The organism is Leptospira weilii serovar Ranarum str. ICFT, assembly GCF_000332415.1.
In the GTDB taxonomy this organism is placed as follows: Bacteria; Spirochaetota; Leptospiria; order Leptospirales; family Leptospiraceae; genus Leptospira; species Leptospira weilii_A.
On record NZ_AOHC02000018.1, the window covers coordinates 12417 to 36076 of the forward strand.

22 protein-coding genes are annotated in these 23660 nt (G+C 43.3%); 6 read left to right on the forward strand and 16 right to left on the reverse strand.

Annotation, left to right across the window (positions count from 1 at the left end):
* Positions 1–23: 23 nt before the first annotated feature.
* Positions 24–956 (forward strand): thiamine-phosphate kinase, encoded by a 933-nt coding sequence (gene thiL / locus LEP1GSC060_RS04945; RefSeq protein ID WP_036095398.1) that lies wholly within the window; start codon positions 24–26, stop codon positions 954–956.
* Positions 957–1122: 166 nt separating this feature from the next.
* Here the strand turns inward: thiL and LEP1GSC060_RS04950 are convergent, their stop codons facing one another.
* From LEP1GSC060_RS04950 to LEP1GSC060_RS04995, 9 genes are all read right to left on the reverse strand, one after another.
* Positions 1123–2364 (reverse strand): hypothetical protein, encoded by a 1242-nt coding sequence (locus LEP1GSC060_RS04950; RefSeq protein ID WP_002997463.1) that lies wholly within the window; start codon positions 2362–2364, stop codon positions 1123–1125.
* Positions 2365–2368: 4 nt separating this feature from the next.
* Complete coding sequence (locus LEP1GSC060_RS04955; protein ID WP_002997348.1) at positions 2369–2920, reverse strand: thioredoxin family protein; 552 nt, start codon at positions 2918–2920, stop codon at positions 2369–2371.
* 395 nt (positions 2921–3315) lie between these two features.
* Complete coding sequence (gene lp30 / locus LEP1GSC060_RS04965) at positions 3316–4158, reverse strand: plasminogen-binding receptor Lp30 (RefSeq protein ID WP_002997485.1); 843 nt, start codon at positions 4156–4158, stop codon at positions 3316–3318.
* A gap of 440 nt (positions 4159–4598) precedes the next feature.
* Positions 4599–5135 carry a DUF1564 domain-containing protein gene (locus tag LEP1GSC060_RS04970; RefSeq protein WP_002997472.1) on the reverse strand — a complete coding sequence of 179 codons (537 nt, stop codon included), beginning with the start codon at positions 5133–5135 and terminating at the stop codon, positions 4599–4601.
* An 86-nt stretch (positions 5136–5221) separates the two neighbouring features.
* On the reverse strand, positions 5222–8542 hold the full coding sequence (gene carB / locus LEP1GSC060_RS04975; RefSeq protein WP_002997389.1) for a carbamoyl-phosphate synthase large subunit: 3321 nt from the start codon (positions 8540–8542) through the stop codon (positions 5222–5224).
* A gap of 41 nt (positions 8543–8583) precedes the next feature.
* Positions 8584–11154, reverse strand: a complete 2571-nt coding sequence (locus LEP1GSC060_RS04980) for a sulfatase-like hydrolase/transferase (protein ID WP_002997372.1) — start codon at positions 11152–11154, stop codon at positions 8584–8586.
* A gap of 791 nt (positions 11155–11945) precedes the next feature.
* Positions 11946–12590, reverse strand: a complete 645-nt coding sequence (locus LEP1GSC060_RS04985; protein ID WP_002997476.1) for an RsmD family RNA methyltransferase — start codon at positions 12588–12590, stop codon at positions 11946–11948.
* On the reverse strand, positions 12587–13168 hold the full coding sequence (locus tag LEP1GSC060_RS04990) for a tetratricopeptide repeat protein (protein ID WP_036095400.1): 582 nt from the start codon (positions 13166–13168) through the stop codon (positions 12587–12589). The genes LEP1GSC060_RS04985 and LEP1GSC060_RS04990 overlap by 4 nt, the downstream gene beginning before the upstream one ends.
* Complete coding sequence (locus LEP1GSC060_RS04995) at positions 13165–13350, reverse strand: hypothetical protein (RefSeq protein ID WP_002997487.1); 186 nt, start codon at positions 13348–13350, stop codon at positions 13165–13167. The genes LEP1GSC060_RS04990 and LEP1GSC060_RS04995 overlap by 4 nt, the downstream gene beginning before the upstream one ends.
* A 105-nt stretch (positions 13351–13455) precedes the next feature.
* On the opposite strand from LEP1GSC060_RS04995, the gene LEP1GSC060_RS05000 reads away from it, so the two are divergent.
* From LEP1GSC060_RS05000 to LEP1GSC060_RS05015, 4 genes are all read left to right on the forward strand, one after another.
* Positions 13456–14454 carry a hypothetical protein gene (locus LEP1GSC060_RS05000; RefSeq protein ID WP_036095402.1) on the forward strand — a complete coding sequence of 333 codons (999 nt, stop codon included), beginning with the start codon at positions 13456–13458 and terminating at the stop codon, positions 14452–14454.
* A 24-nt stretch (positions 14455–14478) separates the two neighbouring features.
* The gene (locus tag LEP1GSC060_RS05005) at positions 14479–14919 is read left to right on the forward strand and encodes an LIC12806 family lipoprotein (protein ID WP_002997345.1); all 441 of its coding nucleotides are present in this window, start codon (positions 14479–14481) and stop codon (positions 14917–14919) included.
* A 109-nt stretch (positions 14920–15028) separates the two neighbouring features.
* A complete protein-coding gene (locus LEP1GSC060_RS05010) occupies positions 15029–15730 on the forward strand; it encodes a response regulator (protein WP_002997338.1) in 702 nt (233 codons plus the stop codon).
* Positions 15731–17569, forward strand: coding sequence for a sensor histidine kinase (locus LEP1GSC060_RS05015; RefSeq protein WP_002997361.1), 1839 nt, complete (start codon positions 15731–15733; stop codon positions 17567–17569).
* 13 nt (positions 17570–17582) lie between these two features.
* On the opposite strand, the gene LEP1GSC060_RS05020 is transcribed toward LEP1GSC060_RS05015, so the two are convergent.
* From LEP1GSC060_RS05020 to LEP1GSC060_RS05045, 6 genes are all read right to left on the reverse strand, one after another.
* Positions 17583–18020, reverse strand: coding sequence for a PIN domain-containing protein (locus tag LEP1GSC060_RS05020; protein ID WP_002997426.1), 438 nt, complete (start codon positions 18018–18020; stop codon positions 17583–17585).
* Positions 18021–18031: 11 nt separating this feature from the next.
* Entirely contained in the window at positions 18032–18328 is a 297-nt protein-coding gene (locus LEP1GSC060_RS05025) for a type II toxin-antitoxin system Phd/YefM family antitoxin (protein WP_002997410.1), read from the reverse strand.
* 55 nt (positions 18329–18383) lie between these two features.
* Positions 18384–19301, reverse strand: a complete 918-nt coding sequence (locus LEP1GSC060_RS05030; protein WP_002997334.1) for an energy transducer TonB — start codon at positions 19299–19301, stop codon at positions 18384–18386.
* On the reverse strand, positions 19276–20301 hold the full coding sequence (gene ruvB / locus LEP1GSC060_RS05035) for a Holliday junction branch migration DNA helicase RuvB (protein WP_002997386.1): 1026 nt from the start codon (positions 20299–20301) through the stop codon (positions 19276–19278). Before ruvB ends, LEP1GSC060_RS05030 begins: the two co-directional genes overlap by 26 nt.
* Positions 20302–21465 (reverse strand): S1C family serine protease, encoded by a 1164-nt coding sequence (locus LEP1GSC060_RS05040; RefSeq protein ID WP_002997332.1) that lies wholly within the window; start codon positions 21463–21465, stop codon positions 20302–20304.
* A 216-nt stretch (positions 21466–21681) separates the two neighbouring features.
* Positions 21682–22317, reverse strand: coding sequence for a trypsin-like peptidase domain-containing protein (locus tag LEP1GSC060_RS05045; protein ID WP_002997431.1), 636 nt, complete (start codon positions 22315–22317; stop codon positions 21682–21684).
* Positions 22318–22422: 105 nt separating this feature from the next.
* On the opposite strand from LEP1GSC060_RS05045, the gene tmk reads away from it, so the two are divergent.
* Positions 22423–23037, forward strand: a complete 615-nt coding sequence (gene tmk / locus LEP1GSC060_RS05050) for a dTMP kinase (RefSeq protein ID WP_002997465.1) — start codon at positions 22423–22425, stop codon at positions 23035–23037.
* A 290-nt stretch (positions 23038–23327) separates the two neighbouring features.
* On the opposite strand, the gene LEP1GSC060_RS20810 is transcribed toward tmk, so the two are convergent.
* Positions 23328–23636, reverse strand: a complete 309-nt coding sequence (locus tag LEP1GSC060_RS20810; RefSeq protein ID WP_002997449.1) for a hypothetical protein — start codon at positions 23634–23636, stop codon at positions 23328–23330.
* Between the last annotated feature and the right edge of the window lie 24 nt (positions 23637–23660).

Consider the following 23660-nt stretch of genomic DNA (forward strand, 5'->3'; position numbering starts at 1 on the left):
GAAATCGAAGAAAGTCAAGATTTTTGAAGGAAAATTTACATTTGAAAGAATCGGATATCATCCGCATCCTCTATCCTCCCGGAATCGTTCAGACTGACGACTGTTATCTGGACGAAGAAGGTCGGATCTTTACCACCGATACGATTTGCGAAGGAACTCATTTTAGAACCGAGTGGAGCGGCCCGAAAGAAATCGCAAAAAAACTCGTGGAAGTGAACGTCTCCGATATCGCCGCCGGCGGTGGAGTTCCGACCAAGGCGTTTTTAAATCTCGGTCTCAGCTCCCCCTGTTCGCAGGAAGAATGGATTCTCCCCTTCTCTTCTTCTTTGCGGGAAACATTATCCTTTTACGACATCGAACTCTGCGGCGGTGATACGTATCGTTCTCCTTCACTTAATCTGACCCTGACCTTGATCGGTGTTACGACCCGAGCCTGGAAACGTTCGGGCGGTAAAAATCGAGATTTTCTATACCTCACGGGTTCGGTCGGTCTTTCTCTGCTCGGTTACAAACTTTTGAAGGAACGCCTGGACGTTCCGGAACCTCTCCGAAGTCCGGCCCTGGAAAGACATCTCACACCCAAAGCGAGACTGAACGTTGCCAAAGCGCTTTCAAAACGTTTTTCGGTTTCCTGTTGTATGGATCTTACCGACGGGCTTTTACAAGATCTTCCCAAGTTGGCTTCTTCTTCGGAACTCGGTTTCAAAATCGATCTGGAAAAAATTCCTCTTCCTTCCGGTTCTTCCGCCTTTTTGAGTTTAGACGAGGCCCTAGGCTCGGGGGAAGAATTGGAACTTCTCTTTTTAAGCTCGGACGAATTGCCGAACACGTTAGACGAAATTTCAATCACAAAAATCGGATACGCGACCACGGATTGGAAAGGAGTGAAGTTCTTCCAAGGAAACTCGGAAAGAACCTTCGAACATCCCGGATTCGAACATTTTAGGGGTCAGTGAATAGAATTCAGAATTCAGTTATATTTTCCTAATAGAGAGGGATCAGGCTTTAACAAAGGTTGATTTTCCTCTTCTGTAAAATCTCAGAAATCTGACTTCTGAATTCGTTCATCAAGCATCATGATTTCTGTCAACCTGATTTTAGGACTTTACAAGAGTCGACTTACTACTTGCAGGCCCTTTGTTTGCGAATCATTTCGTTCAGCCTACTCTCTTCTTCCCGGGTGATATTGTGTTTTTTCAGAACGGACTCGGCCAAAAGTACCGCGGCGGAATCCTTGTTTGTGCATTGACTGAAGAATTCTATGGCTTCGGCTCTTGTGTTTTGATTTTCCTTTCCTAAACGGATTCGATGTAATTCGAGACGTTTTTCCTTTGTGGATAAATCCACGATCAAATAGTCGGAATAACATTCTTTGATCAGGTGATCGGGAAGATCGGTGATCGGACATTCTTTTTTAGAAGAATTCGATTTTTGGTTTTTCGGAGCGATCGGATCAAACGTCCTTGGAACCTCGGAATTTTTCTCGGTCGCAACGGCGCCTTTGCGGTTTTCTTGATTATTAGATTCTTCCGCTTTCGTGTTTTCCGGCTTTTCAAATACGACGATCTTGTCTTCGAGGATCGGTTCCTTTTTAAGAAGACGATCCAAAAAAAAGTCTATCATAAAAATGGAATATCTTTGGATCGTATCCTCCTCGTGAAAACCCAGAATCACTTTTTTAGCCGTCTTTTTTTTGTTTAAGATTTCCGCCTTACTCGCCTTAGACGACTCCAATCGTTCGACCGTGGAGGCGAGACTTTGATGGAATTTTTTCCGATAGGATCGGTTCCAATTCAGAGCCGAATCCTTCAATAAATCCTGAAATAACGAAAAACTTCGATCTCTCTCTTTCAGTTTTTTCTGAATCATCTCCCGATAAAGTTTTTTAACATTCTCGTCCGTTGGGGATGAAACGCGGGGGTCTATCGGTCGGGGCGGAGGTCCGGATTCCGCTTTTTTTTCCAAATCGAACCAGATATATACGGTATTTAAAACGCCGTCGACCACGGACTGAAAAATATCCCCGATCAGCCCCGTCGGTTTCATCTTACGGCTTTTATTGGCCACAAGCTTACGATAAATCAACTCGTATTCCGCATTCCGGCTTTTCTGAAGTTCCGCGTATTTATCCGTAAGATTCTTTTTTAATATTCTCCAATCCTGATATAGATTCCCGCTCCTTTTCAAAAAAATTGTCAGAGCGGTAGTGGGAACGTTGTCCAAAGAACTTTCGTTTTTTCTAAACTCATTCTTAAAATGATCCAGCGTTTTCGTTTCGACCTCGCGATAGTGTTCGCTAATTACGTCCGCGTCTTGAAAGGATTCCGCAGTGATCGGAGTATGATCGGGTGTTATCGAGGGCAAGAATTTATTCCTTCCATTTGATGGAACAACCTATAGAAGGCATTTGATTGATCGGAGCGGGATTTCCTTTTACGAGTTGATGGACCGCGTATTCGAGTTCCCTTCTCGATACCTGCTTCTCATTTTTCCAGTTATCATCCATTCTTCCGTGATAATAAAGCCTTTGTTCCCCGTCATAAAGATATATATCCGGAGTACAAATCGACCCTAACTTTTTGGCGACTTCTTGAGTTTCATCCGCCAAATAAGGAAAGGAAATTCCCCACTCCTTAATTTTCGAAAGCATCATCCGGGGAGAATCGTCCGGATAATCGGGGTGTATGTTCGGATTGATTGCGGCCGTTCTGACCCCAAGGGAAAGAATTTCTCCGGCAAAACGGATCAGTCTAGGCCAAATCGCTTGGGCATATGGACAATGATTGCAAGTAACAACCAACAACAATCCTGTCGAACCCGATAACTGATCGGACAAATACATATTTCCGTTCGGATCCGCCAAACGGAAGTCGGGAAGTAAACTTCCTAAAGGTAATTTTTCGGATTCAAGAAGAGACATCGTTTTAATCTTAGAGTGAAATCCGCCTCATTTCATGAAATTATTTTTTTTATTTTAAATAATAAGTTTTTTACAAAAGACGAGGAGCTCTTTCGTATGTTTTTCATTTTCCGACGCCTTGTTCCGCGTTAAATCGACTCTTCTCTAAATTTTATTTTGCGCTTTTGTTTCGATTTCGTCTAACAACCGATACGAATCCTTCGCTTGAGCTTCCGGTTTTTATTTCCTAAATAACGACGCCCTAAAAACCCGATTGTGTTTCCGGGAATTTTCTTTTTTCGGTTTGCCTCCCGCATTTCCAAAAACGGGCGAACGTTTTCAAAGGTTTCGATTTTATCGAAATGGCCGCAAATCTCCGCAATCGTTTTCGTTTTGGGACAAACTCCGGATAAAATTCAATTGCCCAAAGCGGCTCTCTTTTTTTCCGCAAGGGTTTTCCAATAACCTTCCGGGTAAGCCTTGATTAGATTCTCATAAAACAATTTTTCCGCGTTCTTAAGATCCACCACTCCGCCGTAAAAAAATTCCCTCAAAGAATCGGACTCCATTCCTTTGATATATTCCTCCCCGGGTTCCAGATTCACCGATACTTTATTTCCGGCGAAAAGGTCGCTGAGATTCGGCATGTCGTCTCCGATTCCATAAGGATCGTCTTTCGTTGTGGGAAGCACTCTTGCCATTAAGATCCCGCCAAAAGTTATTTCCCCCGCCGTTGTTTTGATCGGAAAGGTCTTAAACGATTTGGACGGATCTACCGGAAAATCACGGAAAACCGTTCGTCGGCATTTCTGACCGCAACTTACTTGGTAAGTATAAGTTACACCGGTAATCGCATATTCTTTCGCTGGATCCAGGGAAAGTAAAAGATAAAACGGAGATATATATCCCGCCCTTCCATCAAAGTACTGAATGGAATCCGTTTTTTCCGCCATCACAGGTTCCTCAATCGGATACGGACTTATGTTCTGTGGATTTTTTTTTGCGTCTTTTGTAAGGATTTCGGAAAACTTGACCCCTCGTCTTTCAAGATCGAAAAATACCGTCCCCGAATCCTTACCGAATAGATTCAATATACTTTTATGATTTTGGTTGTACGCATAAAGTCCGAATGCCATAATTCCGTAAGATTTCTTATCCTTATCCGTTATAGGATTGTATACACGCACGACATCTTTCGTGCAATCGGATAACATTACAAAAAATGCAACTAATACAAATCTGTTTAAAAAGCTTGTCATTAACCTGTCTCCTTTTTACCAATGAAAATCATTTTGTCTTAGAAGCCAATCATTTTGAAAAATCGAGTCCTTTTTATCCTTATATGTTTTCTTTTACAAGGTTGTCTAACGGCAACCGTAAAAGAACTTCCCCCTAACTCGGCCCCGGATTGCAAGAAACGTCGGTGATTTTCGGAGCAACGTAAATCCGGATTCGATAAATCAAGTAAATATCTCTCAATCGGGAAACGACAATCTTCGAAAATTCCTCGTCGGCGCGCTTTAGGAATTGAGTATATTCTGAAATTCAAATCTATCATAACTTTAATAGTTTATCCTGAGTTCGGTATAAGAAAGTTTGGGCATGTCGAGCGAGACAGCCAAAAGACAACATTTACCGAACGCCCATTTTTCGGAATTTAACGAGGCGATTTCGTTTGTAATTCTGCCGAATTGCTTTTTTAGAGGTCCGGCTGAGGCAATGAGTAAATATCTTCGCTACTCAACGGGTTTGGTTTGAAATGTAACTTTCTAGAAATTTGATTTTTTCGTAGATCTAAGGTCCAGATCATTCTGTAAATTCCATGAAACCGAGGAACTCCCCGGTTCATCGTATCTTCGATAGAATCCCCGACTCCAGTTTCTTCAAGCCACAGAAGATAGTTAAAAAGATAACACCTCGAAACACCGTGCGCCGCAGCCAAAACCCCCAAAACGGCCCAAACGCCCGAATTCACATGAATCGTCATTTTCTTCAGCTCACCAACGCCCCAATTGTACTTGATCTTACCGCCTCTCCAGTGAAGTCGATTCAAGGAGGCGACGTATTTCGTATACCTCTTGAGCAAAAACGGAAGTTTCTTAGAAAGAGCTTTTCTTTGAACCGCGTTCAACTGATTCCAATAACTCATAGGAATCAAAAGAGAATCGGAACCGACCAACCCCTCGTTCAAAGCGGATTGAATCTTTTTATCGGAACTCAACAAAAGAATGTCCATACCCGAAGCGGTTCCGCCAATCGCTCTCAGGGGATGCCGTATAAAGAAAAAAACGGGTAAAACTTAAAAATATTATAAAATTCTACTTAAAGAACCTTCGGCATCGCGTGGATTTCCTGAAGAGAATGAATCGTAAAACCCTTGTTTTTCATTTCCACCATTCCTTTGATGAGCGCCTTAGCCGCGTTAGACGTAGTCAAACAAGGCACTTTAAACCGAATCGCAGCCTGACGGATCGTAAAACTATCGTCTCTCGTAACCCTGGAAAGAGGAGTGTTGATGATGAGATGAATTTTATTCTCGCGAATATAATCGAGGGCGGTCGGAAATTTTCCGTCGTAGACCTTATTGATCTTGGAAGAAAGAATACCGTTGTCCGAAAGAAATTTATGAGTTCCCGAAGTGGCGATCAAATTGAAACCGAGTTCGGAAAGGTCCTTGATATAAGAAAGAAGTTCCGATTTCGTCTTATCGTTGATACTCACGAACACGGTCCCCTGAGAAGGCAACTCGTCCCCGGCCATGTATTGGGATTTTAAAAACGCCTCGCCCGCGGTGGAAGCGATACCCATCACTTCCCCGGTCGAACGCATCTCCGGTCCGAGAATCGTATCCACTCCCGGAAATTTATTAAACGGAAGAACGACTTCCTTTACACAAACTTGAGAGAAGGCCATCTCTTTCGGAAGAGGCAGGCTCTTTAAAGATTCTCCCATCATGATCCGGGTCGCATACTTTACGATCGGATGTCCAAGGGCCTTGGAAACGAAAGGAACGGTTCTCGAAGCTCTCGGATTGACTTCAATGATATAAAGAACTTCTTCTTTGACCGCGTATTGAATGTTGATCAGACCCTTAACTTGAAGTTCGAGAGAAAGCGCGACCGTCGCTTTGCGGATTTCTTCCATCATCTTTTTGGAAAGTGTTTGCGGAGGAAGAACGCAGGCCGAGTCCCCGCTATGAACCCCCGCCTCTTCGATGTGTTCCATGATCCCCGTGACAAAAACATCTTTTCCGTCGCAAAGAGCGTCCACGTCCACTTCCACGGCGTCTTCCAAAAACGAATCGATCAAAAGAGGTCTGTCTTTGGAGATCTCTTCCGCTTTTTCCATGTAACGATCCAGTTCTTTCTCTTCGTTGATGATGAGCATCGCTCTTCCGCCAAGGACGTAACTAGGACGAACCAAAACCGGATATGTGATCTTTTGTGCGATTTCTCTAGCCTCTTCCATGGAAGTCGCGATTCCGCTTTCGGGAGAATTCAGTTTCAATTTTTCTAATACTTCTACGAAACGTTTTCTGTCTTCGGCGCGATCGATCGAGTCCGGACTTGTACCGAGAATTTTCACTCCCTTTCTTTCCAAATCCTTCGCAAGTTTGAGAGGAGTTTGACCGCCGAACTGAACGATCACACCTTCCGGTTTTTCGTTTTGATAAATGCGAAATACGTCTTCCAAGGTCAGAGGTTCGAAATAAAGACGATCCGAAGTGTCGTAATCGGTCGAAACCGTTTCCGGGTTCGAGTTGACCATGATGGACTCCACTCCCAAATCCTGGAGCGCGTAAGAAGCCTGACAACAACAATAGTCGAATTCGATCCCTTGACCGATCCGGTTCGGACCTCCTCCGAGGATTATCACGGACCTCGCGTTAGTCACATCGGACTCGTCCTCTTCATCATAGGAAGAATAGAAATAAGGAGTGTAAGCCTCGAATTCTCCGGCGCAGGTATCGATCCTTTTGTAAACGGGAAAAATTTTTTTCGAGCCGAGTTCCGATTCGATTTCTTCTTCCGAGTTCTTTAGAAGATTCTGAATTTCCGTTTTTTTCACATCCACCCTAAGCCCGCCGTCGAGCAAATCCAGAATCCGTTTTTGATTCTTCAAGAACGCGAGTTGTCTGTTTGAAAAACCGGCTTGTTTCATCTTGGAAAGTAGAAGACTTCCTTTTTCCGAAAATTCCTTTTCCAATTTGAGAAGGTCTTCCATCTGCCAGAGGAACCATCGATCCACCTTACAGAGGTCGTGGATTTGATCCACGGTATAACCTTCGTCAAAAGCGAGTTTGATGTAAAAAATACGTTTGTCGTTCGGGCGTTTTAAGAAAGAATCGATCCATTCCTTTCTTTGATCAGAGTTTAAACTTCTTGCATATAATAATTCTTGAAAGTATCCGTCCGAACCGAAACCGTAACGGTCGATTTCCAAGGAACGAAGCGCTTTCTGAAAACTTTCCTTAAACGTCCTACCGATCGCCATCGCCTCGCCCACGGCCTTCATCTGAACCCCGAGTGTGTCGTCGGTGCCGGGAAATTTTTCGAACGCAAAACGCGGAACTTTTGTTACGACATAGTCGATCGAAGGCTCGAAGGAAGCGGGAGTCACTCGGGTGATATCGTTCTTAATTTCGTCTAACGTATAACCTATGGAAAGAAGAGCCGCGATCTTTGCGATCGGAAAACCGGTCGCCTTGGAAGCGAGAGCCGATGAACGCGAAACCCTCGGGTTCATCTCGATGACGATCACGTCTCCGTTTGCGGGATTAACCGCAAACTGGATGTTGGAACCGCCGGTTTCAACGCCGATCTCCCGGATGATCGCGATCGACATGTCTCTCAGGTTTTGATATTCCTTATCGGAAAGAGTTTGTTGAGGAGCCACGGTGATGGAATCCCCCGTATGAACTCCCATCGGATCGATATTTTCAATGGAACAGATGATAACCACGTTATCCGCTAGATCGCGCATCACTTCGAGTTCGAATTCTTTCCAACCCAGAACCGATTCTTCCAAAAGAACCTGACTGATCGGAGAAGCCTTGAGACCTTTGGAAACGACTTCTTCGAAGGTTTCTTCCGTGTAGGCGATCCCACCTCCGGTTCCACCGAGAGTGAACGCGGGACGAACGATTAACGGAAGACCGAGTCTTTTTTTGATTTCTTCCGCGTCTTTGAGATTGTTTGCGAGACCGGATGCGGGAACTTTGATTCCGATTTTTTCCATCGCCTTTTTAAAAAGTTCCCTGTCTTCCGCTTTTTTGATCGCGTCCACTTTGGCGCCGATCAATTCTACATTATATTTTTCTAAAATACCCGCGGCGTTACAAGCGAGGGCGAGATTGAGAGCGGTCTGACCTCCGACCGTGGGAAGAATTGCGTCGGGTTTTTCCTTCTCGAGAATCTTTTGAACCACGTTAACCGTCATCGGTTCTATGTAAGTGGCGTCCGCAAGATCCGGATCGGTCATGATGGTCGCCGGATTAGAGTTCAGTAAAATAACACGGATCCCTTTTTCTTTCAGGGCTTTGGCGGCTTGAGTTCCGGAATAATCGAATTCACACGCCTGCCCGATTACGATCGGACCGGAACCCAGAATGAGTACAGAGCGAATATCTTCTCTTCTTGGCATACGAAAATACAGATTTTTAGTTTAACTCAATCCTTCAAGCATCAATTTGACAAGGGAAACAAATACTCCCCCGCTTTCTTGAACTTTCCGGAAGAGGTCAAAAACGAAACGAGAGAATCCTTCAAAGAAGAACATTCGGAAATCGAAAGAGGTTTTGTGTTCCAGGGATCGGCGATCCGATCGTAACAACGCCAGCGAACTCCGTCCTCTGAGGGAATGTAAATTAACTTGCGGGTTCCGTTCTGAAACATTCTATGTTTGGAAACGATGACACTTTCTTTTGCGTAAGAATCTCCGATTACGATCCAGGGAATTTCTCCCGGTTCGATGGAATGCAGATGAAGAATATTGGGATAGAAAATTCTTTCCTTTTGAAAGAAATGATTTCCCAGGTCGCTGAACCAGATCCCCGTTTCTCCGTAGACGTTCCTGGAATCCTTCCAAGTCGCCGAATTCAAAGCGAAAGAAAGATCCCTTCCGGATCGATTTGTAAGTTCGTTCAAAAAATTTTTTCTTAGAGAAACATCCCGTATTTTTTCCGAAACAAAAGTAAGAAGTGTCGGAAACAAATCCAGGGAACTGCTGATTCCTCCGAACTTGCGGCCGGCGCCGGCGTTTTGCGGAAATTTAATGAGAAGAGGAATACGAGTCACACCTTCTCCCCTTAAATGTTCTCCGTGTCCGTGACTATGATCCGCTTCGAACAAAGATTCTCCGTGATCGCTCGTCAAAACGATCAACGTGGAATCGTACGTTCCTTCTTCTTTCAGTTTATGAACGATCGCACCGACCGATTCGTCGAAAGACGCGATCGACGCCTGAAAAAGTCCGCGGATCTGTTCCTGATCGGCTCGCGCAAGTTCGGAGGAATCGCTCGGATCCACAAACTTAAAATACTTAAAATTTCCATAATATTCAGAATTCGTAAATTTCTTGTAAAACGGAAACGGCGGGCTGAAAGGAAAATGAGTCACCGAGGAAAAGAATACGGTAAAAAAAGGATTTTTGTCTTTTTTAAGGTCGCCAAAAAGATCCGGAAGAATTTTAGAATCGTCTCCTAAACTCGGAAACCCGCGGATCACACGGAAATATTCTCCCGCTCCGGGAATCGATCCGGTCAGGATCGGAAGCAAAAAAATCTGAGATTCCAAAATTCTCTGAGCCGTCAGAGTTCCCGCGTGAAAGATCGGCGCCTTAACCGATTGAAATCCCCAATCGGCCCGAGGGAAAATATCTCCCGCAAAAGAAGAAACCACGTTCGTACGATATCCGAGTTTGGAAAGAAGAGCCGGAAGCGTCTTGGAATGGTTCCCCGTAAGACCGCCGCGATCCTTTGCATCCGGAAACATATCCTGGATCCCGTGTACAAAACCGGGTTGTCCGGTGAGCAAATCCGCCCAAGCCGGAAAAGTTCTAGGGATCGTAGTATGATGATCTTGGAATATTATGGAATCCTTAGATAGAGAATCGATATGCGGAGTTAAACCTTTTTTTCCTTGAGCGTAACCCATCCTATCCGCGCGAAGGCTGTCCGCGCTCAAGATCAGTATGTTCGGGAGATTTTCGGGGACGTTCGTTTTGGTTCTCGTTTTTACGTTTAAAAAAGAAACGATCGGAAAAGAATTCGGACTTGTTTCCTTTTTTGCGTTCCAAAACGGAAAGATGGAAAATAGCGCGACAATACCGGATGCAAAAATCAAACTTTTCGTATTTTGAAATAGAAGAGTCGCCAAACAAGCGAACGACACGATCAAAATTCCGAACAAACTCCCTAAAGAGTAAAAATAAATCGAAAACAAACAAAAAATAAAAAGTAAAACGAGTCGAATCCGATTTCGTTTTGCGACTTCAACGTCGCCGCCCGGAGGAACGATTTGTTTATAGAATATGAAAGTAGTAAGATATTCTAAAGTAATGATAAAAATCCCGAGAGAACTTCCCGATAAATGAGCGTAAAACAAAAAGAAACAAAAGAATAAAAACGTAAGAAGTTTCGACCAAACACGATCGGAAATCAAAAAAACACAACGAGCGCCGATACAAAGCGCCAACGTTGCAAGCGCGAGAAATTGCGGAACTTCGGGGCGAATCCAGTCCGTCAGAAAGAACAAAAAGAAACGTAAAAACGGAAATCGATAAAAGAAAAATTCCCCGTAGAGTTGCGGATAAAAAATTACGGAGTGACACCAAAGAAGAAAAATGAATATTCCAAAAATCAAAAGTTCTTTTTTGAATGAGCCGGATCGTTTATGTTCGCGATCTAACGTTCGTTTTTCTCCGATGTCCCCTATCTTACTTTGAATTTCTTTTTGTTTTTGGATTTCATTCTTTTGTGTTTCTTTTTGATCTTCTCTCCAAAACGCCGAAGAAAGGAGCAAACCGATCGCACCGAACAAAACCCCGCTCGTAAACAAAGTTTGAATATAATCTTTTAAGAATAAAGGTAATAAGGATACAAAGAGGGACTTAAACTCGGAAAGATCCACTCCCATGACCTGAAACGAGGAGTTTAAGATCAAGGTCGCAAAAGAAATTCCCATCCCGATCCCGAAAAATCGGAGATAAAGTCGAACCGATTTTTCGGCGAATAGAACTTTGATTTTTTTCAACATGATTCTTTTGTAAATTTTATCCTAAGAAAACGTGAGTTCGGCGGTTGAAAGTTTGGGCGAATCCAGCCCGGCGCTGCGATCCATAGAGAGCAGCGCCGCTCGGGTTTTTGGCCGGACGCGCTTAAACTAACGTGTTGCTGCCTGTCGAACGATCCGTGGAGAGTCATAACGTTACCCACAAGTTAAGAATGTTTTTGGAATCAGAAGAATCAAAAACGCACATGTGTTAGGAGTCAGTGAATAGAAATCAGAGTTCAGTTATATTTTCCTAATAGATGGATCAGACTTTAACAATGTACAATCTCCCTCTTCTGTAAATTACACTGAAATCCGATCCCTGAAATCTATCCACTAGAATGTTTCGACAAGAATGGAGTTTTTTACTTGCAAAAAGTATGATTTTCTGATAAAGAAAAACCTCCCGAGCCTTCCCACCCCTTTTCGCGACTCATAGAGAGCGAAATTGAGTTTCTTCCCTTTTCGCGACTCATAGAGAGCGAAATTGAGTTTCTTCCCTGAATTGCGCCCCTGAAACGCGATCCGTAGAAAGCGTTTCACTTACTTCTGAGAACGATTTATTGAAATAGGTGCCTCATTTTCTAAGGATCATTCGGCAGGAAGCAATTCATTGAGTTTTCCACCCAAAATCAGGGTGGGGAGTAGATTTCACAGAAGATTTGTCGTAATTCCGACAGATTTTCTTCGGATCCAAGTAACTTGTGGCGTTGGTTATGGTGGAGAGCGCTTTGCTTGCGTTCAACTACAATCGCTTCGCATTGGTTATTCCAAACTCATTCTTCTTCCGAGTTTCCTTCTTCCTCCTGCAAAAAATCCGTTTCCGATGTTTCGGAAATTTCCACTTGTGCAAACGAGCCTCCGTTCACTCGGAAAGTCAAAAAATTTTTTCCGAACTTGCGGGTTTGATAATCGGGCCAACCCGGATCGGTCGGGGACTGAACAAAAACGACCACTGTAGTCTCGTCGTTTAACAATCCATCCAAAACAGATTTGATCTTTTCGTTCTTCTTATCCCAAAAAGAATAGGGAGGATCCAAAAAAAAGACCTTCGACTTTTCGGGCAGATCCAGTTTATCATAAAAACGGAATACGTCTTTTCGATAAACTTCCCATTTGTTTTCGAGTTTTGCAAAAAGTTTTCGGAGACCGTCCGATCTTTCCCAGGCCAATTCGTACAAAACGACTCTAACAAATCCCCGGCTTACGGCCTCCAAACCCATCTGCCCCGAACCCGCAAAAAAATCCACAAAGGCGGATTCTTCCGGAATCAATCTTCCTTTTAAAACCAAAGAACCTATAATATCAAAAACGGATTTCTTAATTACCGCTGGAGTAAAGTTCGTATTACCCGCGACTGCGGGAGGCGTTTCGATCGACTTACCTTTGAGTTTTCCGGTTTGTACTTTGAGTACTTTCACGTCTGCGCCTCCATTTTTTTTTCGATGTTCAATTCCAAGATTCGAATTTTTTTCACGAGTTTTTCGGTCGATTTCGATTCCTTGAGCTTGGAAAGAATCTGTCTCGCCTCCGAAAATTTTCCGGCTTCGTACAAAATGCAAGCGTAGGTGTAAAGACCCTCCGCATAACGCACCGAAGACGTTCCGTATTCTGTAAAAATTTTTCCCCAATAAATCCCGGAAGAATCGTCTCCCAATACCAGACAACGTTCCAAAAACAAAAATACCGCGTTGTAAAAAATTCCGGGATGAGATTCCTTCTTCTCGTAAATGCTTCTTAACGTTTTATCGATTTCTTCCGGATCTTTTTCTGCGGCGGTGTATAAAAGCAGAATTCTATAATCGACTTCCTCCTTTCGAAGAGCGGTCCGAGAAACCTTTACTAAAGTATCATAGTTTCCTTTTTTGTAAAAATCATAAACGTCGCTGAAATCGGTCGGAGCGATAGGACTTTGAGGAAATAAAATAAATGAAACGAATACCAACCCGAAAAACCGGAAGACAAAATCCTTTCGCCGAACCGGCCGGGTATTTTTCAAAGTTCGATGACTACGGAGGAACCGCACATCGGACAAATCGCGTCTTCGGCTTCGTAAGAGTCCTCTTCCCAACGATGGTCGCAATCCTCACAAGCAAACGCTAACACCTCTTCACCGGCGGCAGAACCTGAGTCGCCGGTCTCAACTTCAAAATCTTCGTCAAAATCGTAATCATAAGGCATAGAATCCAACGGAATCAGCGGAGCCTTCGGTGTCAAGTTTTAGGGGTTAAACAGAATTCAAAAAATACGTGAACCCTGAATAGGCGGATAAAAAATCGACGAAGTATGTTGTATCAATCCGGCCTGAAAAGTTACAAAAAGAAAACCAGTTATAAACCTTATATTTTCGCCGCTCTTATGCTGTTATTAGGCGGGACGGGATTTTTTTTACGGCAGAGTATTAAGAATTTATTCGCAGGTGATAGAAAAATTCTTCTCGAAAAAGAAAGAAAAAACATTCAACAGCAGATTTCCTCGGGAACCCTCGAAGAAGGCGCCGTGAAAAATTTTCAAAACGCCGCCAAGGATTACGTTCACGCGAATCCTTCGGACGAATTGGGGTACTTTTACATTGCATTAGGAAATTATAATTCGTTTTTACTCAACGGATTTTCCTTCGATTCGGGAACTCTGGTAAAACTCGCCTACTCGGGGTTCAACGACTTTCTCCAAGAAGACGGATCGTATCTTCCGATTTTGGAAGAAATGTATCGTAACGCACTCCGCGCAAAGGCGATCGATCCCGTTATGAGCGAAAATCCGGATAACGAAACGATGATCGCGTTCGGAGAAACGATCAAACAACATCTTTCCAGAAAGTCCCTCACACATCTTTTGAATTCGATTCCGTACGATAAGATCAGCCCCGAGTTTAAAATCGGTTATACTTGGATTGCGATTTTAGGAGCGTCCTTATCGGGAGATACTGAATTTTTAAAACGTAATCTCGGAAGCCCCGAATCCACAGGATCGATCCTTCTTACCGAAAGAGAAGCTCACTTTTTAACCGGACTATCCGAGTTTCGCGCGGGCCAATACGTTTCTTCCCTCAACTTTATCCGTAAGGTTAGAAACGAAAACGAAGACTTTATCACGATCGGATCCTGGATCTTAGAGGCGAAGATTTTCAGACTTCAAAATCTACATTCCAAATCGATTGTAATTTTAGAGGAACTTTATCCGAAGTCCGAAGATAGAAGGGAGGAGATCGTAAAACTTGCAAAAGAAATCATAGAGGAAAAACCGACTCTCAAAACCAAACTCAATTTGGAATCGGATCGGTAGAACTTTCGGAAAAATTAATATTCAATGTTAAACGAAGTGAACGATTTTTTCCTCCGAAAAGTCTTGAAAAGATTTTTTGCAATCACATCCGCGTGTTTCCTTTCGAGTTGGATCGTTTTCTGCGGACTGAAACCGGTTCCTCCTCCCGAAGGAAGGTTCTGCGACGTCTGGCACAAACCCGTCGAATGTGTGGAATTGAATTTTAGAGACGGAATCGGCGACTTAGGCCAAGGAGCCCTTCCCATGCGGATGAAAAGCGTCGTGCTCTATCAGATCGACATTGAAAGCAAGCATAACGTTCTCATCGAAGTCCTTCACGAACACAGAGTGAGAATTACGTTTCCCGGAAAAGAGCCTAGACTGTATCTTAAGATCAAAGATCCAAAGGACCGTAAACGAAGATGGGAAAAAGCAAAACAAGAATGGAACGATTTGTTTCGATCGAACGCTTCGAGTAGCGAATGATCGGGAATTAGAGGTTAGGGCGGCTTTCGGCCACAACACTCCCTATGGGTCCTGTTGTGACCGAAAAAAATAATTTACCGACTTGAACGGATTCGTATAATCAAACCCGATGATACGACAAAAAATTCAGCAGGAAACCAAATCACCTTATCTGGTTTCCATCGTAGAAGACAATCGACACACAGCTCTCAATCTCCAGGAACTTCTTTCCAAGTCCTCCGACTTTCAATTTTTAAAACACTATCCCGACGCTCAAAAGGCGATCGAACACGTTCCCGAAAACGCACCCGATATCGTAATTTTGGATATAGGGCTTCCCGGAAGGAGCGGACTGGAATGTCTCGCTGAACTCAAGAAAAAAACACCTAACACCAAATATGTGATCTTTACCGTTTTTGAAGACGAAGACAAAATCGTAGAAGCGATCCAAGGCGGAGCGTCCGGATATCTTTTGAAGGACACGTCTCCCGAACTGTTTCTCGCCGAACTCAAAGTCATCGTATTGGGAGGCGCGCCGCTTACTCCCAGAATCGCCGACAAAATCATCCGCGAATTCACAAAAAAAGAAGAAATCCAAAATCCGCCGATTGTCAACACACTGGGACTCACAAAAAGAAAACTGCAAATTCTCAACTTTATCGCGCTTGGGATGACGGTTCCGGACATAGCGGACGAACTCGATATCTCCAGTCATACGGTCAGCAGACATATCGAAAAGATCTATAAAAAGATGGAAGTACATTCCAAATCCGAAGCCATTATCCGAGGAAGAAGAATGGGAATCATCCGAGACGTACCCGGATATCCTTAAATGTACGCGGCGAGAATATTCGTACTTTCTGTTTTTCTTATATTTGCTGCGATTTTGACGGGATGTTCCCTTTTTCAAACCTCAAAAGACGCTCCGATCGCGGAAAAAGGCGTCATCGATCTCCGAAACTTCGATCTAGATCAAAAAATTACCGCACTGAACGGAAACTGGGAATTCCATTGGAGGGAGTCGACTTACGGAAATCGTCCGATCGCGAAAAACCCGTCTTACTTTCCGGTTCCCGGAATCTGGAGAGATTACGATCCTAATTTTACTCCGGAAGGTTATGCGACCTATCGTCTGCGCGTGTTATGCGAGAATAAACGATCCGATTTAAAAATCAGAATTCCCAGGCTTCCCGGAGTTTACGAAGTCTATTTAGACGAACAAAAAGTTTATTCCAACGGTGTTACGGGAACGGGTTCTTCGGACACGACGTTTTCAGCTCATCCCTTGATTACGAACGTCGCCGTTCCTTCCGGAGATTTTTATATCACGGTAACCGTTTCCACCTTCAAAGGAAATTATCTGAAAGGTGGAATTCGAAAACCGTTCCGGATCGGAGCCGGAGATGCGATCGATTTGGAGGAAAAAAAGGAAGAATGGAGAGAGATCGTTTTGATCGTCGTTATCTTTTCTTTCGGAATCTATCATATCGTATTCTATTTTTCTTATAGAAAAGATCCAATTCCTTTATATTTCTCAGCGTTTTGTTTTTTAGTTTCCGGATATTCGTTTATCACCTCGGAACTTCAATTTACGGCTCTCCCGAGTCTTTCTTTGGATCTGAGAATACGAATTAAATTTTTTTGCGAGGTAGCGTTCTTCCCCACCTCTTTTCTGATGCTTCGAAAAATGTTCCCGACTCAGTTCGATCGGAAATGGATCCGGATCGCGATCGGAACGAGTGCGATTTTTTTATTCGGAATTTTCTCATTAAACGAACGTAATATAGTCGCGTCTTATTCTTGGTTTATGTATTTTCCGCCGCTTTACGCGTTGGTTTTGATTATAGGCACGGCGACCGCATTCAAAACCAAGGAACTACTTACTGGTTTCGTTTTTGCGTTTACGATGATGAACGACGGAATTTACGGCCTATACGAAATTTACGCCTTATATCCCTACAGTTTTCCTTTGGGACTTGTATCCTTTGTCGCATTAAATTCTTATATTATTTCTTCGAGATTTGCGGAAGATTTGGAAAAGGCAAAAGAATTGGCGCAACTCCAAATCAAATACAACGAACAACTCAAACTACAGGCGCAAGAAAGAACCAGGATCGCTTCGGATATTCACGATTCGATAGGTTCCGAACTTACGGCCATTCTTTTCGAATTGGAATCCAAAGACAAAAACGATTCCACATTAAAAAAGCTCAAATCGGAAGTGAATCAGCTCATTGCAAACGTAAGAGATATCGTATTCCTAATGCATCATCAGGGAAACAACAAAGAACTCGTGGAAGACGTAATCCAAAGATACGGAGAACGAATCCAACGCACGGGAAGTATGGAAGTACAAATGGAAATCGAGGAAGTCTCGGATTTCATTCATCTGGATCAATGTCTGCACGTTCAAAAAATCTTTTTAGAAGTCGCGTCCAATATTCTCAGACATTCCGAAGCGAAGAACATTAAGATTTTATGGAATAAAGAAGGAAAGGCCCTGATTTTAAAAATGACAGACGACGGAAAAAAATTCGAAATCGATTCGGACGAACCTTCGGGGATTGGAATGAACAGCATCCGAATGCGATCCGAAAAACTGGGAGCGAGTTACGATTTTCAATCCGAAAATCTTGAAAACTCGTTCGTTCTTCGCATTCCAATTTCTTAATACGACTTCTCCGTCACGAAATTTTACAAAGATTGAAATTCATATCGGATGCAATTTTTCTGATATTCTTATCGTAAGTGCAAATCGTAAGCCGGTCTTTCAAAACGTCTGCGATCAGCAAAGCGGTGCTCAAATGAATTGCATCCAAGGATTTCAAAAAAGTCAGTTTCTCGTCCTTCTGAATCCTTTCGTAAACCTCGGAACCGATTCTTTTCAAATTGATTTCCGATAAAAGATCGTGTTGTCTGGCGAGTTTTTCGGTCAGCCAACCCTTACCTAAAACTTTGCGATTTTCTCGATAGATTTTATGAATATTAACAAAGGATTCGATTTCGATCAGATTGGAGGAAAATCTGTAATTGTCTCGCGTCCAACTTTCATAGGATCGGTCGTAATCGGTATCTTCAAAAATGATGGATAGAAAAAAGCTAGTGTCGATGTAAATCGGCATGAAAACGAAAATCAATCCCGATCTTGGTAGTATGTTTTCATCCAATCCAATTGAAACTTCTCTTTCACTTTAGAAGGTGATCGAAGAACCGTAGATTTTCTTTTTGCTTTTAAGAGAAGGCCGCTTTTTTGCTCTTTCTCAATATAACTTTCGACGGTTAGATCCGAATTTAGAGAGTCGGAGGAAGGTTTTTTGATTTCGGCCACGACTTGATTGCGCTCCATGACGAGAATCGTTTCGCCTTCTTTTACAAGACGTAAAAAGTCGTTGAAGTTATCTTTGAGTATTTTAGCTCCAACCGCTTTCATAAAACTATTAAGCTACCTTGAAAAAATTTAAGTCAACCAGTTTTGCAAAAAAAAATCAACGAGTCCGCATCATCGGAAAGATAAAATTGATTCCGAAGATCATGCCTTGCGCTTTCACTTCATCGGGAACCTTTCCGAAATTTTGTCCTCGGATGGAATCGACACAAGCCTGACTGACCACGTCCTGACCCTGGCTCGAAACGAGTTTCGTATCCAAAACTTGACCGCCTTCGCTTAACATAAAAAGAACTTTGACCTGCCCCGGAAGAATTCCTTCTCGAACTACGGTTCCCGCCATGTCACGATACGCGTAATTACCGCCGCCGGGAGGAGCAAAACTGCCTTCGATCTGTTTCAACATCCGTTTGAAGTATTCGTAACCCGCGAGTTTTTTTCTCGGAATCGAAAGAGCCTGATTTCCGTCCCAACGAAAAAGAAAGTCCTGTTCAAATCGATAGTTGAACGGGATCTTCGTCATTCTTCCGTAGGTTTGAGTGTTTTGTTTCGTATTATCGGTGTTAGACGTTTGAACCGGATCGATCTTATAAATCCCGACTTCAAAAACCTTTTCATCGTTCTTTTCTTGAGATTGTTGTTTTTGAGTTTCGGAGGTTCTTCTCGCCACACTTCCCATGATAAATTCGCGAAAGGGACTCGCGGAATGAAACCCTTCCTTCTTTGTAATTCCACCGGCTCCGGCGGCGTCCACGTTGGAAAGAGCCTTATATTCGTCCTTTACGTTTTTATCCACAAAGTCTTGTTCGAGAAGAACCTCGTAGATTTTTTCTTTTTCCTCGTTGCTTTCCATTTTGACCATGGGTTCGCTGCCGAGAATTTTCCAGAGCATGTTGCGTGTGAGTAAATGCGCCGTAAAAAAAGACGCGAACGCGAGAACTAAAAAGGACGCATAGATCAGCCTTTTATCGTCTTCGGGGATTCCGGAATATTCAGAATAAAGTCGGGTCTTGTCCATGGTTTCCGGAAAAATCTTCCATCCGCTTCAATTGACGATAGGCTTTTTCGGTTGCCACCCGACCTGCGGGAGTTCGATTGATCAGACCGATCCGAACCATAAACGATTCGTAAGTATCCTCGATGGTTTTTTCTTCCTCACCGACTACGACTGCAATCGCCTTGAGCCCGACCGGACCGCCTTTATAACGATCGATCATACAACCGAGTATCTGCCTATCCATAACATCCAGTCCCAGGTCGTCAATCCCCATCTTTTCGAATGCCTTGAGACAGAGGTTCTTTTTTACGGAAAGATTTCCCTCCACTTCGCTGAAGTCCCGAATTCTTTTCAAAAGATGATTTGCGATCCGAGGAGTTTTCCGAGAACGCCTTCCGATTTCCAAAGCCGCATCGTCATCGATTTTAACTCCTAAAATTTTGGAAGAACGCAAAACGATCGTTTTCATCTCCTCGTCGTTGTAATAGTCCAGTCTGAGTTGAATTCCAAAACGACTTTTGAGAGGTTCGCTGATCAATCCGCTTCTTGTAGTAGCTCCGACCAAGGTAAAAGGTTTCAGAGGAATCTGAACCATCTGAGCGGTGACCCCTTCTCCGATCACGAGGTCGATCATGTAATTTTCCATCGCGGGATAAAGAATCTCTTCCAACTTTTTATGAAGAGTGTGGATCTCGTCTATGAATAGGATTTCATTTTCACCCATACCCGTAAGAAGGCGGGCCAGATCCGCACCTTTGGTAATCACGGGGGCCGAGGTGATGGTAAGTCTGGTTCCGAGTTCGTTGGAAACGATTCCCGCAAGAGTAGTCTTTCCAAGACCGGGAGGACCGGAAATCAAAACGTGATCGAGTGCGCGTTTTCGATTTTTAGCGGCTTGAACGTAAACCGTAAGATTATCGAGGACTTCTTTCTGGCCGATAAATTCGGAAAGAAGAGAAGGACGAAGGCCCGACTCTTCTTCAAATTCTTCTTCAGGATTGAGCGTATGGGATTTTGCCAATCAGTTCGGTCTTTCCTTGAGTTGGATCGACAGTCTAGAAACGTTTCCTTGACGCACAACCGTAACCGTAATCCGATCTCCCACCTTATTCTTTTTCACCGTGCTCACCACTTCTTCGGGAGAATTGATCTTAGCTCCGGAAATTTCAGTGATCACGTCCATCAATTGAATCCCCGCCCGATCCGCAGGAGAATCATTCATAATCTGAACGACAACCGCACCTCCGGAAATATTCAACTTCTTCGCGTCTTCTTCATGAAGATAATCCACTCCGACTCCGAGCCAGGCTTGTGCGGGACGTTTTACCTTACCCGTGGTTTTTAATTCTTCCATGATCGCCTTCGCTTCGTTAATCGGAATTGCAAAACCGATTCCCACAGAACCCCCGCTCTGAGAAGCGATCATACGATTGATACCGATCACACGACCGTTGATGTCGAGAAGCGGGCCGCCTGAATTTCCCTGATTGATAGCGGCGTCCGTTTGCAAATAATGAACCCCGCTGTTATCGATTCCGGTTCTACCGACGGCGCTTACGATCCCCGCCGTGAGAGATTGTTCGTAACCGAGAGGAGCGCCGATCGCGATCGCCCAGTCCCCTACTTTTACCGCGGAAGAATCTCCGAGTTCGATCGGGACGATCTCGGCTTCCGATTTGATTTTCAAAAGAGCCAAGTCGATCACAGGATCGGAGCCGACCAGTTCCGCGTTAAACGTCTTACCCGTTTTCAAACGAACGGTGAGCTTGTCCATAGAGCGCACAACGTGTTCGTTGGTTAAAATATATCCTTGAGTATTGAGGATGATCCCCGAACCGAGTCCGGTTTGTTTTTGTTTCATCACTCTACCGCCGCCTTGACCTTTGCCGAAAAATTGGTCGAAAAACGGATCCCCGAAAGGTCCGGGATGAGCGGGAACGTTTTGTGTTCTTTCCGTAGCGATCGAAACTACGCTCGGAGATGCGGTTTGATAAACTTCTTCAAAAGCTTGTTGAATCGTAATCGCCTGACGAGTCGCCGGACTCGGCTCCTTATCCCCCTTCGCGTTTAGAAAAAGCGGGCTGTTTCGGCCGGTTCCACAAAACATCACGGGAGATAAGAAGGCTCCCAGCAGAAGTGAAATACTAACGACCGCAACATACTTCAATTTTTCCATGTTTTTCATTGAATTCTATCCCTTTTGAAAATGAATTTCCGCTTGGTACCTGAAAGGATCGGCCCGCTTTCGTGACTGTCAAGTTAGATTTGGAAGCGAGTCTTCGAGTGTACACATTCGGTTAAAAGAATCGGATTTGGACGAAAGAAAGAATCCCTTCCGTCTCCCTGTTAGACCGGAAACACCATCCAAGAGTTTCCGTTTTCACGATACAAAACCGGAAGATTACATGGAGGATCCATGGGTTTTGAATTTCGGATGATTGGATTCCCGATTTTTTTTGATCTGATTTTTTGCGTTGATGTATCTCCGGATCGCCGCCTCTCCTCTTTGAAGAGTGTAATAATCCAACTTTTCCACGGGAACGATATCCTCGTCCGGAGTTACTTGCAAAATCGCTAAATCGATTTTTTTATCCCGGCCTACTACGATCGCTTCGTAGGATTTACCGGATTTGGATTTTACGATAAGATGATTGTAAGTTCCGATTACGTGAGCGTTGGTAAGAATGTAACCCTGTGGATTCAAAACGATTCCGTAACCGAGGGTTACCAAAGTTTTTTCCAGAAGAGATCCGCCCTTGGAAGGAACCGACCTAGATTCAACCGTTTTTTCGGTATGAATCGAAACCGAACTCGCCGAGGAACTCGGATAAACTTCTTCAAAGATATGATACACTGGAATTTTATCCTTAGGATGGTTCCGAAAAGGAAGGTGAGAATCTGCGGGAACGGATTCTTCGGAAAGAACGGTTGTAATTTCCGATTCGGTCGTCTTTGTTTGTGAAATACAAAAAAAAGAAAAGAACCCGAGATAAAAAATGAATCCGAAATGTTTCAGAAGCGAAAAATATAAGTTCATGACGGAATTTTCATTGGATTCTTAATTTCCAAAAGAATTCTTGTAGATGAAAGAATGATTTCGTACAAATCCTCCTTTGTCAAGAATTGAATCGGAACCGTAAGAATGAAGATCCAAAAATCAATCTTTGTAGTTTTTGAAGGAATCGACGGAAGCGGTAAATCGACTCTTTGCAAATCACTGGTCGAAAAACTCGTGGAACGCGGAATCCCTTCCGTGGCCTTTACCGAACCCACAAACTTGGAAACCGGAAAGTATCTCCGAAAATTCTTAAGAGGGGAAATCGAACTCGGAAAGGAAGAACAGATCGAAGCCTTTTTAAACGATAGAGAAGAATCCTTAAGACAAAACATCCTTCCCGCATTAAACTCCGGAAAAAACGTTCTACTGGATCGTTACATGTATTCCACCGCCGCCTATCAGAGCGGAGACCATTTATCTCCGGAAACGATCATCGAAAAAAATTTAAAGAGAAACTTTAAAATTCCCGATCTTCTATTTTACTTGGATCTGAGTCCTGCAATCGCCTTCGAAAGGTTAAACCGAAGAAAGGAGGAAAAGGAAAGATTCGAAACCCTGGTTCAACTCGAAAAAATTCATTCCGCTTATGAGCGGATTCTTCCCGCAGAAACGATTCGAGTCAACGGTGAAAAAGGACCGGATTCCATCGTTCAGGAATGTCTGGAAATTCTTCTTACAAACATCAAAAGGCAATCTTAGGATCGTTGAGTGACCGCAAAAGCGAGAGATCAAGCTTCCGAATAAATGCAGGAACTATAATATTAAAAAATTTTAAATTACCTAATATGACGGTTTTTATGCGCACTCCAACATTTATTGAAGATTCAAAAACGATCGTTCTAAAGTTCCGGATAAATTTTTTATAGAATCTAAAAATAATTCACCCAATCAAATTCCCGCATAAAATTGTCGTTTGGTTGACGTATTCTTTTAAAACTTTGAGATGCCTCAAGTCCGATTGGTTGGTTCCTTGAAATATAATCAAAGTATTATATGATTTCGTTCTTACCTAACCGCATTCTCAACATTTGTAACAACGTCGGCGGTTGTTCCAAATAATTACGTTCAAGAAAGTTATATAATAATTTTATAGAATCCATCGTAAGATCTTTAACGTCAAACGATGGGCCGTCTATATGCCAATGTAAATGTCCGTTTTCCAAAAAATCTTCCCAATGATCCATGTCTTGATAAATAGTTAGGGGTAAACCAATGGATTCTAAATGGAGACGGTTTTGATCGATCCAATTCTTCCAAACTTTTAATTTCTCGTGATCGGCCCGTCGTCTATAAGCCATTCTCAGATTCGTTTTTCTTTGATG

Coding starts and splice junctions, on each gene's coding strand:
- LEP1GSC060_RS05000 (WP_036095402.1), top strand. CDS start 13,456: ATGTTGTATCAATCCGGCCTGAAAAGTTACAAAAAGAAAACCAGTTAT.
- lp30 (WP_002997485.1), bottom strand. CDS start 4,158: ATGACAAGCTTTTTAAACAGATTTGTATTAGTTGCATTTTTTGTAATG.
- LEP1GSC060_RS04980 (WP_002997372.1), bottom strand. CDS start 11,154: ATGTTGAAAAAAATCAAAGTTCTATTCGCCGAAAAATCGGTTCGACTT.
- LEP1GSC060_RS04970 (WP_002997472.1), bottom strand. CDS start 5,135: ATGGACATTCTTTTGTTGAGTTCCGATAAAAAGATTCAATCCGCTTTG.
- LEP1GSC060_RS04995 (WP_002997487.1), bottom strand. CDS start 13,350: ATGCCTTATGATTACGATTTTGACGAAGATTTTGAAGTTGAGACCGGC.
- LEP1GSC060_RS05015 (WP_002997361.1), top strand. CDS start 15,731: ATGTACGCGGCGAGAATATTCGTACTTTCTGTTTTTCTTATATTTGCT.
- carB (WP_002997389.1), bottom strand. CDS start 8,542: ATGCCAAGAAGAGAAGATATTCGCTCTGTACTCATTCTGGGTTCCGGT.
- LEP1GSC060_RS05025 (WP_002997410.1), bottom strand. CDS start 18,328: ATGAAAGCGGTTGGAGCTAAAATACTCAAAGATAACTTCAACGACTTT.
- LEP1GSC060_RS20810 (WP_002997449.1), bottom strand. CDS start 23,636: ATGGCTTATAGACGACGGGCCGATCACGAGAAATTAAAAGTTTGGAAG.
- LEP1GSC060_RS04955 (WP_002997348.1), bottom strand. CDS start 2,920: ATGTCTCTTCTTGAATCCGAAAAATTACCTTTAGGAAGTTTACTTCCC.
- LEP1GSC060_RS05040 (WP_002997332.1), bottom strand. CDS start 21,465: ATGAAAAACATGGAAAAATTGAAGTATGTTGCGGTCGTTAGTATTTCA.
- LEP1GSC060_RS05005 (WP_002997345.1), top strand. CDS start 14,479: ATGTTAAACGAAGTGAACGATTTTTTCCTCCGAAAAGTCTTGAAAAGA.
- LEP1GSC060_RS05030 (WP_002997334.1), bottom strand. CDS start 19,301: ATGGACAAGACCCGACTTTATTCTGAATATTCCGGAATCCCCGAAGAC.
- LEP1GSC060_RS05045 (WP_002997431.1), bottom strand. CDS start 22,317: ATGAACTTATATTTTTCGCTTCTGAAACATTTCGGATTCATTTTTTAT.
- LEP1GSC060_RS05020 (WP_002997426.1), bottom strand. CDS start 18,020: ATGCCGATTTACATCGACACTAGCTTTTTTCTATCCATCATTTTTGAA.
- LEP1GSC060_RS05010 (WP_002997338.1), top strand. CDS start 15,029: ATGATACGACAAAAAATTCAGCAGGAAACCAAATCACCTTATCTGGTT.
- tmk (WP_002997465.1), top strand. CDS start 22,423: ATGAAGATCCAAAAATCAATCTTTGTAGTTTTTGAAGGAATCGACGGA.